Origin of the sequence: Mycobacterium sp. TKK-01-0059, assembly GCF_000709305.1 — a bacterium.
Classification (GTDB): domain Bacteria; phylum Actinomycetota; class Actinomycetes; order Mycobacteriales; family Mycobacteriaceae; genus Mycobacterium; species Mycobacterium intracellulare.
Map to the genome: position 1 here is coordinate 2,721,013 of NZ_KL446993.1, position 15,384 is coordinate 2,736,396.

Consider the following 15,384-nt stretch of genomic DNA (forward strand, 5'->3'; position numbering starts at 1 on the left):
CGAGCAGACGCGGAATCGCACTGCGCGGGGATTGCGCGTGCGATTCTGCGTCTGCTCGCCGGTCAGGTGCGCCGCTGGAACAGGTAGTACCGAGCCGGGGTCTTTTCGGCGTGGTCCAGTTCGCGTTCCGCGCCCGCGGACAGCAAAGTCCAGTGGGGAGTGAAGCGCCGTTCCATCTCGGCGTGGTCGATGCCGCGCACCCCGACGCGGCCGCCGGGCACGAACGCGATGATCAGCAGCCGGGCATGCGGGGCTGCCACGGCGCTGACCTCGCGGACGTAGGCGTCGCGATCGGCGTCGCTCATGTTGTGCAGGCAGGCGTTGTCGACGATCAGCTCGAAGTTCGCGCCGATTCCGGCCTGGCTCAGCTGGGTGACGTCGGCCTGGACGAAGTCGACGGACGCGCCGGCCTTGGCGGCCTTGGCCCGCGCTCGCTCCAGGGGTTTGGCCACGAAATCCACCGCGGTGACGCGCCAGCCGTGTTGGGCGAGATAGATCGAGCAGTCACCGGTACCGCATCCGAGTTCGAGGGCGGACCCGGCGGGAAGCGCGGCGGCGTCGGCCGTCCCCTCGACGAGGTCTCGCACGCTCTGGGCGAGCGGATGGCCGTCCCACGGGGTAAAACCGATGCGGTAGAAGATCCGAAACAGCATCTGTTTGGAAGCCATAGCTCACCCTATGCCGCGCGGCGGATCACCTGCTATCGGCAGGCGGCGGCGATTCGGCGCCATTCCTCGCGCGGGAAGGCTCTCGGATCGGCCCGCAACACCTGGACGCAGACGTGATCGGCGCCGGCGGAACGATGTTCGGCGACCCTGCCCATGATGGCGTCTTCGTCACCCCAGGCGATGATCGCGTTGAACAGTCGATCGCTCACCTGCGCCACATCGTCTTCGGAGAAGCCGCTGCGCAGCAGGTTGTTCGCGTAGTTGGGCAACGCCAAATAGGACCGCAGCCACTCGGTTCCGATCTGACGCGCCTCGTCGGCGCTGTCGGTCAGGATGACCGTCTGCTCCGGCAGGAGCAGGGGGCCCTGGCCCAAAGTCGAACGGGCAGAAGCGGTGTGGTCGGGGGTGACCAGGTAGGGGTGGGCGCCCGCGGCGCGGCTCGCGGACAGCTTCAGCATCTTCGGTCCGAGCGCGGCAAGAACCCGGCGCCCGGTGGGAACCGGCCGCGGCGCGGCGTCCAACCCGTCCAGGAACGACGCCGTGGCCGCGAGCGGTTTGCGGTAGCGTCCGGGCTGGCCGGTGTCGATCAGCGGTGCGTGGCTGACGCCGATTCCGAGCAGGAAGCGGTCGCCGTGCTCAGCGGTGAGCGTCGCATAGGATTCGGCGACGTCGCCGGGCCCATGCATCCATAGATTCAGGATGCCGGTGGCGATCACGGTCCGCTTGGTCGCGGCGAGCAGATGACCGACCGAGTCGAACACCGGCCCACCGACGTCGGGAATCCACAGCGCGGGGAAGCCGAGTTCATCGAGTTCGGCTGCGGCGTCGGCGGATTCGGCCGGGTCGCCGTAGCGCAGTTGACTGCTCCAGATCCCAACACCGGTCAGTTCCATCTGAGGCCTTCCCTTCGTGGCACGCGCGCGGCCGCTCGGGTCCGCGGCCTACTGGACATGCTGTCAGACGTCGCTTCCGGCGTAGTCGGGGACCGGCATCGAGTCGTGCATGCGGACGCCCTTGGTGTTCAGCTTGGCCAGCGACCGGGACAGCGACCCCGGCATCGCCGAGATCAGTTGGGCTCCACGGGTTAACGCCCAGACTCCGGCGCGGGAACCGGGGATGATGCCCGTGGCCGCGCCGCGGGCGAAGGACCGGCTGCGATGCACCGGTTCGCGCATCTGCAGTTCGTAGGCGGCGAAGGCGCGCAGGTGGTCGCCGTCGGCGCGGGCGAGTTCTCCGGCGAGCACGTAGGCGCCGAGGACGGCGAGGCTGGTGCTGCCGCCCACCGCCGGCCCGGGGCAGTATCCGGCATCGCCGACCAGGGTGACGCGGCGGCGCGACCACCTGTCCGTGCGGAGCTGGGTGATGGAGTCGAAGTAGAAGGTGGGCGTGCGCTCGATTTCGGCCAGCCAGCCGTCCACCTGGTCATGCATCCCGGTGAACGCGTCGCGCAGTAACTCCTTCTGCCGCAACACATCGCGGTGGTCGTAGTCGGGTTCTTCCCGGCGGCGAAACAGAAACACCACCCGCGCGTCGTCCAGGTGGTCCGCAGTGTAGATACCGGCGAAGCGGCCGACGCCGACGTGGCCGACCATCTCGCCGGCCCGCACCAGCGCCTTGGGCGCCGACAGCACCGACAGGTATCCCCCGAGGAAGCGCGTCAGGCCGGCTTCCTCGCCGAAGGTCAGGCGCCGAACGTTGGAGTGCAGGCCGTCGGCGCCGACGATGACGTCGAAGGTGCGTGCCTCGGAGCGCTCGAACGCCACGGTGCCGTCGTGCTCGATCTCGGTGATCGAGTCGCCGAACAGGTACTCGACGTCGTCGCGGGCGGCGTCGTAGTAGATCTCGCTGAGGTCGTCGCGCATGATCTCCACGTGCCGGTCGGAGCTGGCGGCGTAGATCTTGGTGAGGTCGATGTCGGTGGCCCGCGGCCGGCCTTCTCGGTACAGCGCCAGGCGGGTGGTTCCGGTGGCCAGGGCCTCGATGCGGGGCAGGACGCCCATCTTCGCCGAGATCTCCATCGCCGGACGGAACAAGTCGACGGCGTGGCCGCCGGTTTTGCGCAGCGTCGGGGCGCGCTCGACGACGGTGACGTCGAAGCCGTAGCGGGACAGCCAGTACGCCAGCACCGGGCCGGCGACGCTGGCGCCGGAAATGAGTATCCGCACGATCCACCTCCCGCACTTACTTAACGTTCGGTAAGCATAGCATCCCACTTACCGATCGGTAAGTCAGATAAACTCGGGCGGGTGAGCAGGCCCCGGTCAGACACGCGCGAGCGGATTCAGGAGGTCGCTCGCGAGCTGTTTTTGCAGCGCGGCGTGCAGCGCACCAGCCTGCAGGACATCGCCAACCAGCTGGGCATCACCAAACCCGCGCTGTACTACCACTTTCCGTCACGCGAGGACCTGGTGCGCAGCATCCTGGTGCCGCTGATCGACGAGGGCGAGCGGTTCGTCGCCGACCACGAGGGCCGCGGCGCCGTCGATGTTCGCGAGTTGTTGGAGGGCTATTTCGATTTCCACTACCGGCACCGCCGGGACCTGGTGCTGTTGCTGACCGAGTTGTCGACGCTGATCGACCTGGACCTCATCGACACCGTGCTGGCGTGGCGAGAGCGGTTGGCGCGGCTGGTGTTCGGTGAGACGCCGACGCTCGCACAGTCCACCCGCGCGGTCGTCGCGTTCGGCGGCTTGCAGGATTGCTGCGTGCAGTTCGTCGACGCGCCGCAGGAGGAACTGCGCGAGAAGTCGGTCGCGGCCGCGTTCGACGCGCTGAATGGCTGAATAGTGGCGGGGCTAAAGTCCGTTGGTATGCGCTTCGGTCTCTTCATTCCGCAAGGCTGGCGGATGGATCTGGTCGGCATCGAACCCGACAAACACTGGGCGGTGATGCGCGATCTGGCCGATCACGCGGACCGCGGCCGGTGGGACTCGTTGTGGGTCTACGACCACTTCCACACCGTCCCGGTGCCCACCGGGGAAGCCACCCACGAGGCGTGGTCGCTCATGTCCGCGTACGCGGCCACCACGTCGCGCATCAAGCTCGGCCAGATGTGCACGGCCATGAGCTACCGCAACCCGGTCTACCTCGCCAAGGTGGCCGCGACGGCCGACATCATCTCCGGTGGCCGGATTCAGATGGGGATCGGCGGCGGCTGGTACGAACATGAATGGCGCGCTTACGGTTACGGATTCCCGTCGGCGGGCGTCCGGTTGGGTCGCCTCGACGAAGGCGTCCAGATCATGCGCGACGCCTGGCGCGACGGCAAGGTCAGCTTCGACGGCAAGCACTACCAGGTGGACGGCGCGATCGTCGCCCCTAAGCCACTGCAGGACAACGGGATTCCGCTGTGGATCGCCGGCGGCGGCGAGAAGGTGACCTTGCGTATCGCCGCCCGGTACGCGCAGTACACCAACTTCACGCCCGAGCCGGCCGCGTTCGCCCACAAGTCGCAGGTGCTGGCCGGGCACTGCCGCGAAGTGGGCACCGACTTCGACGCCATCGTGCGTTCGGTCAACGTCAACGCCGTCGTCGGCCCGTCGGAGGCCGACGTCAAAGACCGGCTGCAACGGGTCCGCGGACGCATGGCCGATTACGTCGGGGAGGCCGCCGCGGACGCGATGATCGCCGGCACCAGCGGGCCGGACTCGGCCACCGGCACGCCGGAACAGGTCGTCGAGCGTCTGACGAAGCTCCGAGATCTCGGATGCGACTACGCCATCTGCTATTTCCCCGAGGCCGCCTACGACCGTTCCGGCATCGAGCTGTTCGAACGAGAGGTCATTCCCGCACTGAGCTAGCGGCAGCGCAGCCCGACCAGCATCAGTGCGGCGCCGAGGAACGCGGTGACGGTGCGGACATGGTTCCATGCCGTCCACGTGGAGAAGTACGTCTGCCATTCGCGCGCGGCGTCGGCGGCCGACAGCCCCACCGGGTCTACGCCGTCGAGACGGTTGTTCAGCGGCACGTTGAACACCACCGTGATGATCGCGGCGAGGATCGCGAAAACCGCTCCCGCCAACAGCCACCAGCTGCCGGGTTGGGGCAACTGCGTCACCGCAACGACGCCGACCGCCAAGGCGAGGATCGCCGCACCAAAATACGCGAGCAGAAACGCGGGACTGGAATTCGCTGCGACGTTGATACCGCGCATCGCGGCAATCGCCTCGCGCGAATCGATGCCATTCAGGCCGCGCATCACGAATGTGGAGAACACGTACATCATTCCGCCGGCGGCGGCGCCGACGATCGTGGCGATGGAGGTCAGGATGACAACCGGACTTGCGTTCATGGCCTGAAGTCAACCGCGGGCCGGCTGAGACCATCCATCGCTATCCGTCCCGATTACATATGCGCCCGTCTACGATCCGGTTGTGGACGCCGTGGTGGGATTGCTCGACGGCGTTCGGGCGCGCGGGGCATTTGTGTTGCGCATGATGATGGACCCGCCGTGGTCGCTGCGCATCCAGGACGACGCGCCGCTGGCGATCATCTGCCAGACGCATGGCAGCGCCGTCATCGTCGGCGACGACAGCGGCACCGATTGGCTACGTCCCGGGGACATTGCGCTCACCCGCGGCACCCAGCATTACGTCTTCGCGGACGACCCGGGGACCGCCCCGACGGCGGTGATCCATCCGGGTCAACGGTGCACCACGCAGACCGGGGACGACTTGCACTTCGAAATGTCGTTGGGCGTGCGGACGTGGGGTAACAGTCCCTCGGGTGCGACCCGCTCCATCGTCTGCGCGTACGAGGGACGCAGCGAGGTCAGCGCCCGGTTGCTCGACGCGCTGCCCGCCGTGCTGGTGTTGCGCGCGGACGAATGGGACAGTCCGCTGGTTCCGCTGTTGGCCAGCGAGGCCGGCCGTGGCGGCCCCGGCCAAGAGGCGTATCTGGATCGGCTGCTCGACTTGCTGCTCATCGGGGTGCTGCGCATCTGGTTCGACAACGACGTCAACGCGCCCGCCTGGTGGCACGCCGAACGCGACGCGGTGGTGGGGCCGGCCTTGAAGCTGATCTACAGCAACCCCGCGCACCCCTGGACCGTCGCGAATCTCGCTGCGGCAGTTGGCGCGTCACGCGCAGCGTTCGCCCGCCGGTTCACCGAGCAGGTGGGCGAGCCGCCGATCGCTTTCCTGACCGGTTGGCGGCTTGCGTTGGCCGCCGATCTGCTGCGGTCCAGCCAGGCGACCATCGCCGCCGTCGCCCGAGAGGTCGGCTACGCCACCCCGTTCGCGTTGAGTACCGCCTTCAAACGCGCCTACGGGGTGAGCCCGAATACCCACCGCGCCGGCGCGGGCTGATCGGCCGGCGCGAGCTACACGTCGCTGGTGAGATACCTGGTCTTGGCCGGGGGCGCGGCCAGCAGCGGGGGAAGCTGCGTCAGCTTGCCCTCGCCCGCGCGGAACGCGCGGTAAGCCTCGTCGTGCTCGACCGTCTCCCAAATTTCGTAAATCAGCCAGTGCGCTTCATCGTCTTCGTCGACGAGCACGTCGGTGCGGACATTCCCGTCGAACGCGCGGGTGTCCTGCAGCGCCCGGCCCATCAGCTCGCGCCCCGCGGCGACCTCGTCGGGCTTGAACCTGAGCTCGAGTATCACGGTGACCGTCATGGCGCCAACATATCTTCCCCGCGCCCGACGCCAGTCCTCGCCCATTGCGCGGAGGCGAGAATGCGGTTTCCACTTTTCGGAAAGCTGTTATACGGTTCAGTGAGTTCTGTTGGCGGATTGTCGACGTTCCTGGAGGACCCCCCGATGCAGAAGGCACTTGCCCCGGAGATCTCTACCTGGCCCGATGAGAGCCCGCAGCTCATCGGCAGCCGATGCGGCAGCTGCGAGGCGACCACCTTCCCGGTGCAGCAGTGGTGCCCGCGCTGCAGCGGTGGCGAGATGTCCGACGTGCTGTTGCCCCGGCGCGGAACGCTGGTGGCGTGGACGACCCAGGGCTTTCCCCCTGGAGCCCCTTACATCGGCCCGGCCGGTAAGGACTTCGTGCCCTTCGGAGTGGGACTGGTCCAGCTCGGTGATGTGATCCGGGTCGAAGGCCGCCTGACCGAGAACGACCCGGCCAAGTTGAAGTTCGGCCAGGAAGTCGAACTCACCATGGTGCCGTTCGCCACCGACGACGAGGGCGCCGAAATCATCACCTTCGCGTTCCAGCCCGTCGCCTGAGTCAGGAGGATCGAGATGACCAACGACGTCGCCATCATCGGCGTGGGCCTGCACCCGTTCGGCAGGTTCGACAAGACGGCGATGCAGATGGGCGCCGAGGCCGTCCAGCTCGCGCTCAAAGACGCCGGAGTGGACTGGAAAGACATCCAATTCGGATTCGGCGGCAGCTACGAGGTCTCCAACCCCGACGCCGTGACCCGCCTGGTCGGCCTGACCGGCATCACGTTCACCAACGTGTTCAACGCCTGCGCCACCGCGGCCAGCGCCATCCAGCAGACCGCCGACACCATCCGGTTGGGCAAGTACGACATCGGTATTGCCATCGGCCTCGACAAGCATCCGCGCGGTGCCTTCACCGACGACCCCGCCAAGCTGGCGCTGCCGCAGTGGTACGCCAACAACGGGCAGTTCGTCACCACCAAGTTCTTCGGCATGAAGGCCAACAAGTACATCCACGACCACAACATCTCCCAGGAGACGCTGGCGCGGGTGGCCAACAAGAACTTCCGCAACGGTGCGCTGAACCCGAATGCCTTCCGGCGCAAGGAGATCTCCGTCGAGGAGATCCTCGCCTCGCCCGCGCTGAACTACCCGTTGACGCAGTACATGTTCTGCGCGCCCGACGAGGGGGCGGCCGCGGTCATCATGTGTCGCGCCGACATGGCCGAGAAATTCACCGACAAGCCGGTCTATGTGCGCGCCTGCGAGATTCGCACCCGGCGCTTCGGCGCCTACGAGGTGCACGCCACGTCGGCGCCGCTGGACGAGGACGCGTCACCGACCGTGTACGCGGCCAAGGCCGCCTACGAGGCGGCCGGCATCGGACCCGAAGACGTCGACGTCGCGCAGTTGCAGGACACCGACGCCGGCGCCGAGGTGATCCACATGGCCGAGACCGGATTGTGCGCGGACGGCGAACAGGAGAAGCTGCTGGCCGACGGCGCCACCGAGATCCACGGCTCGATTCCCGTCAACACCGACGGCGGGCTGATCGCCAACGGCGAGCCGATCGGTGCGTCGGGGCTGCGGCAGATGCACGAACTGGTGCGCCAGTTGCGCGGCGAGGCGGGGGAGCGTCAGGTCCCCGGCGATCCGCGCGTCGGCCTGGCCCAGGTGTACGGCGCGCCCGGCACCGCCTCGGCGACCATCCTGTCTCGGTAGCGCCGCCAGACGCAAAAGCCCCCGAAACAACGGAGTTTCGGGGGCTTTTGCGTTCGCTCGCTAGATGGCCGGACCCAGGAGGTCGTCGGCGTCGCGGATGATGTAGCCGTAACCCTGCTCGGCCAGGAAACGCTGCCGGTGGGCGGCGTATTCGGCGTCCAGGCTGTCGCGCGCCACCACGGAATAGAAGATGGCGCCGCCGCCGTCGGCCTTGGGCCGCAGCAACCGGCCCAGCCGCTGCGCCTCTTCCTGGCGCGAGCCGAAGGTTCCCGAAACCTGCACGGCCACCGCGGCTTCCGGCAAGTCGATGGAGAAGTTGGCGACCTTGGAAACCACCAGCGTGTTCACCTCGCCGCGGCGGAAGCCGTCGAACAGCTCCTCGCGTTCCTTGGTCCGCGTGGAGCCCTGGATCACCGGGGCGCCCAGCTCGGCGCCCAGCTCGTCGAGCTGATCGAGGTACGCGCCGATCACCAGGGTCTGCTCACCCGGATGCTTCGCCAGAATCGATTTGACCACAGCGATTTTGGTGTGCACCGTCGAGCACAGCTTGTAGCGCTCTTCGGGCTCGGCGGTGGCGTACATCATCCGCTCGTTGTCGGTCATGGTGACCCGCACCTCGACGCACTCCGCCGGTGCGATCCACCCCTGCGCCTCGATGTCCTTCCACGGCGCGTCATAGCGTTTCGGGCCGATCAGGGAGAACACGTCGCCCTCGCGGCCGTCCTCGCGGACCAGCGTGGCGGTCAGCCCCAGGCGCCGCTTGGATTGCAGATCGGCGGTCATCCGAAACACCGGCGCCGGCAACAAGTGGACCTCGTCGTAGATGATCAGCCCCCAGTCGCGGCTGTCGAAGAGCTCGAGGTGGCGGTACTCGCCCTTGGTGCGGCGAGTGATCATCTGGTACGTCGAGATGGTCACCGGCCGAATCTCCTTGCGCTCACCGGAGTATTCGCCGATCTCGTCCTCGGTGAGCGAGGTGCGGGCGATCAGCTCACGCTTCCACTGCCGCGCCGCGACGATGTTGGTGACCAAAATCAGCGTTGTCGCACCGGCTTTCGCCATCGCGGCGGCGCCCACCAAGGTCTTGCCGGCGCCACAGGGAAGCACCACCACGCCGGAGCCACCCGACCAGAACGAGTCGGTGGCCATCTGCTGGTAGTCGCGCAGGTGCCAGCCGTCCTGGGCCAGGCTGATCGGATGCGCCTCGCCGTCGACGTAGCCAGCGAGATCCTCTGCGGGCCAACCGATCTTGAGTAGCATTTGCTTGACCCGGCCGCGCTCGCTCGGGTGGACGATGACCGTGTCGTCGTCGATCCGGGCGCCGAGCATCGGGGCGATCTTCTTGTTGCGCAACACTTCCTCGAGCACCGCGCGGTCCAGGCTCACCAGCGTCAGGCCGTGCGCCGGGTTTTTCACCAGCTGTAAGCGGCCGTAGCGGGCCATGGTGTCGACGATGTCGACCAGCAGCGGCTGCGGCACCGCGTAGCGGGAGAAGGAGACCAGCGCGTCGACGACCTGTTCGGCGTCGTGCCCGGCGGCGCGGGCGTTCCACAGTGCCAGCGGTGTGATGCGGTAGGTGTGCACGTGCTCGGGTGCGCGTTCCAGCTCGGCGAACGGCGCGATCGCGGCCCGCGCCGCGCCGGCCTGTTCGTGCTCCACCTCGAGCAGCACCGTCTTGTCTGACTGCACGATCAACGGTCCGTCAGACATAGATGGCGCCACTCCTCATCGCTTCGCCCTGCATAAGCTCCGGCATGCCGTCCATTATCGGCCCGAGCCCGACACCACCGACGTGATGCGGTGGATGGCGAAGTCGCGCAGCCTGCCCGATGCCGAATCAAAGGCCACCAGCTGACCGCCCCGGACGGTGATCGGCGACACGACGCGCTGGGTGGCCACGCCGGCCGCGTCTAGATAACCGATCACCAGGGTGTCTTGTTCCCGGGCGGCGCGCTGCAACAGCGTCATGGTGGCCGCCGGATCGACGCGAACGTTGCCGAACGGTGCGGCGGTGACCTTGCGCAGCACCGCGACCACCGCGTGGAGACTGTCGCTGTTGGGACGGCGCAGCGGGCGATAGGGACGGCGTTGTTGCGGTGTGGCCACCCGGGCGCCCCGGGGCCGGACGTCGACGATGGCGCCGGTCGAGTCCTCGGCCGCCGGAGCGAAGCCCGCGGCTCGCAGCGCGGCGAGCACCTCGCCGATCGGCGCCGGCGACACCGCCACCGTGGGGGCCAGGGCGCGCAACTGCACCTCTTCGGTCGCGGGAGCGGCCACGGCCTGGGCCAGCAGCGCCGGATCCTCGCACCGCACGAACGCCGCGGCCATGCCGATCCGCAGCTGCCCGTGCCTGCGCGCGACGTCGTCGATGAGATAGGTAAGCCCTTGGGGCACTGGCGTTTTGGAGTGCTTGGCGAACAGGGCATGCATCCAGTCGCTGGTCTTGCCGACGTCGAGCGCATGCCGGATCGACTGCTCGCTGACGCGGTACACCATCGCCGTGCCCGCCGATTCGACGGTGGCCACGGTGGCGAGTTGCTCGGCCAGGTCGCGCTGCAGCGGACCCGGCACGACAACCGTCAGGTCCGCCTGCACCAGGAAGTGATCGACCGGTTCGGGCAGCGCCCTGGTCATGGCGTCGATCGCGGCCTGCGGATCGTTGTCCTCGTCCAGCAGCGCCCGGCCGGGCGTGCTGATCGCCCCGCGCCCCACCAGCCCCATGGCGTGGCCTTCGGCGAGCAGATCCCCGACGGGCCCCGGCTGTAACCGCTTGGCCCACCGCGGACGCCGCCAGATCAGCGCGGCCGATGCTTCCGCCGCGTCGACGCCGGCCCCGGGCGGGAGCCCGGACAGCATGCCGAGCAACAGGCGGCGATCCAGCGGCGCGGCGGTGGAATACAGGGCATCGGTAAGGGCCCCATAGGGTTTGGCGTCGGGACCGCGCGTGCCGATCAGCGCCGGCCGGCTGGGCAGGTCGAGCCAGCTGCTGGCCAACAGGCGCCAACGCTCGGCGGCGGACAGCGCGGCGAACCGATCGGTGGCGACCGTCGGCGCCCAGTACGGTGCCTCGCCGGCCGCCGGTTCGGGGTCGGGCATGCCGCTGGCGATCAACCCGGCCGCGGCGGCGACTTCGAGGATCAAACCCAGCCGTGACTCGTCGATCCCGGTCACCTTGCTCAGCCGCTTGACGTCCCGGATTCCCAGGCCCCCGCTGCGCAACTCGGAAACCGGTGCGGCGGAAAGCGTTTCGAGCAGAACGTCGAGCTCCCGCAGCAGGTCGATGGCGGCTCCGGCGGCCGTCGCGTCGACGTCGTCGGCGGTGGTGGTCGACACCACCGGGTTCGGCGCGGTCAGTTGCATCGGGCCGGGCCGCTCGCCGCGCAGCACCTGTCCCACGTGGCGGGGCAGGATCACGGTCTCGGCGTCGATGCGCCGCAACAGGCCCATGGCCAGCAGCTGGGGCACCGGGCGGTCCGCCGCCGCGCCCGGCGCCGCGTCGCGGGTGCGGCCCATCGGGGAGCCTTCGAGAAGTTTCTCCAGCACCTCGAGCTGCGCCCGGTCGAGGTCGTCGATCAGGGCCGCGATCTGCTCGGCGTCGCGCGAGGTGTCCTCGAGCATGACCTGCCCCGGATGCCACGGCATTCCCGTCCCGGCGTCGGGGGCGACCCGCAGCGCGGTCTCGCCCCAGACCAGGACGCGTTGCCGGAGGTCGTCGACCGCGTCGAGGACGTCGCCTTCGGGGGCGCGATCACCGATCAGCGCCAGCAGCTTCGCGGTCGGCACCGGTTCCGCGTCGGCCCGCAGCACCAGCAGCGCGTCGAGCACCGCCAGCCGCAGGAAGTCGAGGTCGTCGGTGGCGGCCTTGATCGACTGGCGGGCCTGGGCTCGGGCCGCCAGTGCGGCGATGCTGCCGGGCGGGGGCTGGGCGAGGTCCCGCCGCAATTCCAGCAGTCGGATCAGGCGCTCATCGGACAACTCGGCCAGCCACGACCCCAGCGGGATATCCGGGGTGTTGTCGGTCATCGCTGACCAGCGTAAAGCAGGTCGTGGATGCCGAGCAGATCGCGAAGGGGCGGCGCGAACCTACGGTCTTGCGCCACGCGCTCCTGGGTCACCTGTCAGAATGGACCTCGTGGCTGACACTGCTGAGGGCAAAGCTCGCAAAACCAAGTACGTCGACAACGGCTGGCCGACGACGGACCCCGACGACCACGCGGTCAGTGAACTCGTCACCGACCGGACGGGTGCGCTGTCGCCCTTCGGCGAGCTGACGTTCCCGCTGCCCTCCACCGAGCTGCCCTACCTGCACCCGGTCACCGTCGTCAATCGGTAGGTCTTTCCATGGCTAGGGCCTCTGAGGCCTCGAAAGCCTCGGCGACCTGGGCGTCGGGAGAATCCCGCTCGGGTGCGCTGTCACACGTGGACGACCAGGGGGCGGCCCACATGGTCGACGTCAGCGAGAAGGTAGCCACCAAGCGGACCGCCGTCGCCGCGGGCGCCCTGCGCACGTCGGCACACGTGGTGGAGCTGATCTCGACCGGGGGCCTGCCCAAGGGCGACGCGCTTGCCACCGCCCGGGTAGCGGGTATCCAAGCGGCGAAGCGCACCAGCGAGCTCATCCCGCTCTGCCATCAGCTGGCGCTGACCGGGGTCGACATCGACTTCGACGTGGCGGAGTCGGACATCGAGATCACCGCGACGGTGCGCAGCACCGACCGCACGGGGGTGGAGATGGAAGCGCTGAGCGCCGTCAGCGTCGCGGCCCTGACGCTCTACGACATGATCAAAGCGGTCGACCCGGCCGCGCGGATCGATGACATTCGAGTCCTGCGCAAGGAAGGCGGCAAAACCGGAATGTGGACGCGGTCATGAGCACCCGATCGGCCCGCGTCATCATCGCCTCGACCCGGGCGTCGGCCGGACAGTACGAAGACCGATGCGGGCCGATCATCACCGAATGGCTGACCCAGCGGGGCTTTTCGGCCGGGGAGCCGGAGGTGGTCGCCGACGGGTCGCCGGTCGGTGATGCGCTGCGCAACGCGATCGATGACGACGTCGACGTCATCCTCACCTCCGGCGGCACCGGCATCTCACCCAGTGACAGCACCCCGGACCAGACCGTGGCCGTCATCGATTACCTCATCCCCGGCTTGGCAGAGGCGATCCGCCAGTCGGGCCTGCCCAAGGTGCCGACGTCGGTGTTGTCCCGCAGCGTGTGCGGGGTGGCCGGACGGACCCTGATCGTCAACCTGCCGGGTTCACCCGGTGGGGTGCGCGACGGGCTCGGGGTGCTCGCCGACGTGCTCGACCACGCGCTCGATCAACTCGCCGGTAAAGACCATCAGCGATGACGCTGGTCGTGCGCGCAGCCATGACCGAGCAGCCGATTCTTCTGGCTGAGCACGAAGAGCTGGTGGGCCATCAGTCGGCGGGGGCCATCGTCGGGTTCGTCGGCATGATCCGCGACCACGACGTGGGGCGCCGGGTGGTGCGGCTGGAGTACTCGGCGCACCCCTCGGCCGCCCAGGTCATGGCCGACGTGGTGGCCGATGTGGCGGCGCAGTCCAGCGGCGTCCGCGCCCTCGCCGCCAGCCACCGCGTCGGTGTGCTGCACATCGGAGAGGCGGCATTGGTCGCGGCCGTCGCCGCCGACCACCGCCAGGCGGCATTCACCACCTGTGCGCGACTCGTCGACACCATCAAGGCGCGGCTACCGGTGTGGAAGCACCAGTTCTTCGCCGACGGCACCGAGGAGTGGGTGGGCTCGGCCTGACACCGTAGCCAGCTGAGTCCGGGAGTTGGTGCGCCGTGCCCAACACGCCCCGAACAGGAGGGTTTTCGGGGCGTGCGGGGAATCTGGTGGCGCTAGAGACTCAGGCGTTGGGCGACGGCTGCGCCAGGGCGTCCAGCGCGTCGTTCCCCTGAACATCCTGTGCCCGAATCGCTTCCCACAGCTGCTGGGTGTAGCTGGCGTCGGAGGCGACCTCCGGCATGCCGACGGGGACGAAACCGTGGAAGTCCGCGTCCGCTACGGGTGCGGGCGGCATCGCGTCGGCCGGCGGGGCGGGGGGCAGATCGGCCGGGGGAGCGGCGTCCGCGGGGGGAGCGGGCGGCAACTCCTCAGGGGGCGCCGGCAGCTCGGCCGGGGGAGCCTCCGGCGGTGCCGGACGGTCGAAGGAGGCCAGCTGCACTGGAGCGGGCGGCGGGGCGTCCTGCGGCGGAGAGTCGGGTGCCGGGGCACCGTTGATGCCGGGCGCATCCAGCGGGGCGTCCAGGCCGGCCGGGGCGGGCACTTCGCGCGGGCTGGGACCCGACAGCGGGCCGCCGCAGACGGGCCACGCGCCGCGACCCTGGGTCGCCAGCACCCGCTCGGCGACGGCGATCTGCTGTTCCTTGGTCGCAAGCTCGGCCGACGGGGCGTATTGGCCGCCACCGTGCGAGGACCACGTGCTGGCGCTGAATTGCACCCCGCCGTGGTAGCCGTTGCCGGTATTGATGGCCCAGTTCCCGCCGGACTCGCAACGGGCTACCTGGTCCCATTCGCCGTCGGTGGCCGCGGCCGCCTGGCCGGCTAGGGCGATACTGCCGCCACCAAGCACTGCGCCGGTAAAGGCGATCTTGGCGACGTTGACACTGGATGCGGTGGGCTTACGGTGACGTCCGCTCATGCGCGCCGATGTATTCCTCTCTCGTCACGCGCCTGCGAGGTCAGCTGTCGGGTTCGGGTTGGAGAGGCCACCCGGCCGGCGCGGCCGTCGAGGACGACGCCGGCTTCACCCCTAGGGGCCGCGAACGGCCCCAGTCCGATCACGGTGGACCGGTGGGTCCCCCGTCTCCATCCATGAGTTGGTGGCCCCCGCCTATTGGATGGAGCTCGGCGCGATAGGGAGGGGAGGTCCGCCAATCGGGATGGCTGGCGAGCCTTCGGAGACCGTAACGGTTTCTGTTGGTCTCGTCACGTGTCGCGAAACCTGGCGTTTCGCTCTCGGTCATCTGCGAAAACCGCAGCAACACACGGTGTTTGCGCAGGTCATTACACTCGAGATTAGAGCGTGACCGCGCCGTTATCGTTCCGTTATGTGAGATGTTTCACAGTTTCAACCGCCGGAAAACGGCGGCAAAACATCGATCGTGTCACCGGATTGCAACGCGGTGGTCTCGTCGCGCACGGCGACCCCGTCGCACAGGTACGAGCATCGGCTCAAGACGGTGGCAAGGCGTGATCCGTGCGCGGCCAGCCGCTCGACCAACTCGCCGACCGTGGTGCCGCGGCGCACCACCAGCGTCTCGGCTTCGACGCCCGCGGCCGCCTGGGCGGCCGCGAAGTAGCGCACCGTCACTGAAATGCCGGTCTCCTGGGCGGGGGACTGCCCCATGGGG

General features: G+C 68.6%; 18 protein-coding genes and 1 riboswitch. Of the genes, 9 read left to right on the forward strand and 9 right to left on the reverse strand.

Translation table 11 applies throughout. The features are described from left to right. Positions 1–62: 62 nt before the first annotated feature. The 3 genes from K883_RS13255 to K883_RS13265 form a co-directional block, all read right to left on the reverse strand. On the reverse strand, positions 63–668 hold the full coding sequence (locus tag K883_RS13255; RefSeq protein ID WP_020821667.1) for a class I SAM-dependent methyltransferase: 606 nt from the start codon (positions 666–668) through the stop codon (positions 63–65). A 32-nt stretch (positions 669–700) separates the two neighbouring features. Next, positions 701–1,561, reverse strand: a complete 861-nt coding sequence (locus K883_RS13260) for an LLM class F420-dependent oxidoreductase (RefSeq protein WP_020821668.1) — start codon at positions 1,559–1,561, stop codon at positions 701–703. Between the two features lie 63 nt (positions 1,562–1,624). Further along, positions 1,625–2,833: an FAD-dependent monooxygenase gene (locus K883_RS13265; RefSeq protein WP_020821669.1), complete on the reverse strand. Its 1,209-nt coding sequence runs from the start codon at positions 2,831–2,833 to the stop codon at positions 1,625–1,627. Positions 2,834–2,914: 81 nt separating this feature from the next. On the opposite strand from K883_RS13265, the gene K883_RS13270 reads away from it, so the two are divergent. Together K883_RS13270 and K883_RS13275 are read left to right on the forward strand one after the other, a co-directional pair. Then, complete coding sequence (locus K883_RS13270) at positions 2,915–3,451, forward strand: TetR/AcrR family transcriptional regulator (RefSeq protein WP_009951783.1); 537 nt, start codon at positions 2,915–2,917, stop codon at positions 3,449–3,451. A 27-nt stretch (positions 3,452–3,478) separates the two neighbouring features. Continuing rightward, the gene (locus K883_RS13275; protein ID WP_014383880.1) at positions 3,479–4,468 is read left to right on the forward strand and encodes an LLM class F420-dependent oxidoreductase; all 990 of its coding nucleotides are present in this window, start codon (positions 3,479–3,481) and stop codon (positions 4,466–4,468) included. Here K883_RS13275 and K883_RS13280 read toward each other — a convergent pair. Beyond that, the gene (locus tag K883_RS13280) at positions 4,465–4,959 is read right to left on the reverse strand and encodes an anthrone oxygenase family protein (protein WP_014383881.1); all 495 of its coding nucleotides are present in this window, start codon (positions 4,957–4,959) and stop codon (positions 4,465–4,467) included. The two genes, K883_RS13275 and K883_RS13280, sit on opposite strands and share 4 nt — an antisense overlap. 82 nt (positions 4,960–5,041) lie before the next feature. Between K883_RS13280 and K883_RS13285 the strand changes: the two genes are divergently transcribed. Next, on the forward strand, positions 5,042–5,974 hold the full coding sequence (locus tag K883_RS13285) for an AraC family transcriptional regulator (protein WP_014383882.1): 933 nt from the start codon (positions 5,042–5,044) through the stop codon (positions 5,972–5,974). Between the two features lie 14 nt (positions 5,975–5,988). On the opposite strand, the gene K883_RS13290 is transcribed toward K883_RS13285, so the two are convergent. Further along, on the reverse strand, positions 5,989–6,282 hold the full coding sequence (locus tag K883_RS13290; protein ID WP_008253825.1) for a putative quinol monooxygenase: 294 nt from the start codon (positions 6,280–6,282) through the stop codon (positions 5,989–5,991). A gap of 144 nt (positions 6,283–6,426) precedes the next feature. On the opposite strand from K883_RS13290, the gene K883_RS13295 reads away from it, so the two are divergent. Next, positions 6,427–6,843 carry a Zn-ribbon domain-containing OB-fold protein gene (locus K883_RS13295; protein ID WP_009951778.1) on the forward strand — a complete coding sequence of 139 codons (417 nt, stop codon included), beginning with the start codon at positions 6,427–6,429 and terminating at the stop codon, positions 6,841–6,843. A gap of 15 nt (positions 6,844–6,858) precedes the next feature. After that, on the forward strand, positions 6,859–8,004 hold the full coding sequence (locus K883_RS13300) for a thiolase family protein (protein WP_014383883.1): 1,146 nt from the start codon (positions 6,859–6,861) through the stop codon (positions 8,002–8,004). Positions 8,005–8,064: 60 nt separating this feature from the next. Here K883_RS13300 and K883_RS13305 read toward each other — a convergent pair whose 3' ends face one another. Both K883_RS13305 and K883_RS13310 read right to left on the reverse strand, forming a co-directional pair. After that, on the reverse strand, positions 8,065–9,714 hold the full coding sequence (locus K883_RS13305; RefSeq protein ID WP_014379227.1) for a DNA repair helicase XPB: 1,650 nt from the start codon (positions 9,712–9,714) through the stop codon (positions 8,065–8,067). Between the two features lie 54 nt (positions 9,715–9,768). Beyond that, on the reverse strand, positions 9,769–12,027 hold the full coding sequence (locus K883_RS13310; protein ID WP_014383884.1) for a helicase-associated domain-containing protein: 2,259 nt from the start codon (positions 12,025–12,027) through the stop codon (positions 9,769–9,771). Positions 12,028–12,136: 109 nt separating this feature from the next. Between K883_RS13310 and K883_RS13315 the strand changes: the two genes are divergently transcribed. The 4 genes from K883_RS13315 to K883_RS13330 are packed head-to-tail and all read left to right on the forward strand — an operon-like array spanning position 12,137 to position 13,777. Next, positions 12,137–12,337 (forward strand): hypothetical protein, encoded by a 201-nt coding sequence (locus tag K883_RS13315; RefSeq protein ID WP_008253834.1) that lies wholly within the window; start codon positions 12,137–12,139, stop codon positions 12,335–12,337. Between the two features lie 8 nt (positions 12,338–12,345). Further along, positions 12,346–12,876, forward strand: a complete 531-nt coding sequence (moaC, locus tag K883_RS13320; protein WP_026071397.1) for a cyclic pyranopterin monophosphate synthase MoaC — start codon at positions 12,346–12,348, stop codon at positions 12,874–12,876. Then, entirely contained in the window at positions 12,873–13,355 is a 483-nt protein-coding gene (locus K883_RS13325) for a MogA/MoaB family molybdenum cofactor biosynthesis protein (protein WP_009951770.1), read from the forward strand. Before moaC ends, K883_RS13325 begins: the two co-directional genes overlap by 4 nt. Next, positions 13,352–13,777 carry a molybdenum cofactor biosynthesis protein MoaE gene (locus K883_RS13330; protein ID WP_020821670.1) on the forward strand — a complete coding sequence of 142 codons (426 nt, stop codon included), beginning with the start codon at positions 13,352–13,354 and terminating at the stop codon, positions 13,775–13,777. Before K883_RS13325 ends, K883_RS13330 begins: the two co-directional genes overlap by 4 nt. Before the next feature lie 100 nt (positions 13,778–13,877). Here the strand turns inward: K883_RS13330 and K883_RS13335 are convergent, their stop codons facing one another. After that, positions 13,878–14,672 (reverse strand): transglycosylase family protein, encoded by a 795-nt coding sequence (locus K883_RS13335; RefSeq protein ID WP_020821671.1) that lies wholly within the window; start codon positions 14,670–14,672, stop codon positions 13,878–13,880. A gap of 13 nt (positions 14,673–14,685) precedes the next feature. Then, positions 14,686–14,894: riboswitch (cyclic di-AMP (ydaO/yuaA leader) on the reverse strand. 207 nt (positions 14,895–15,101) lie between these two features. Beyond that, entirely contained in the window at positions 15,102–15,380 is a 279-nt protein-coding gene (locus K883_RS13340) for a MoaD/ThiS family protein (protein WP_036454675.1), read from the reverse strand. Positions 15,381–15,384: the final 4 nt, after the last annotated feature.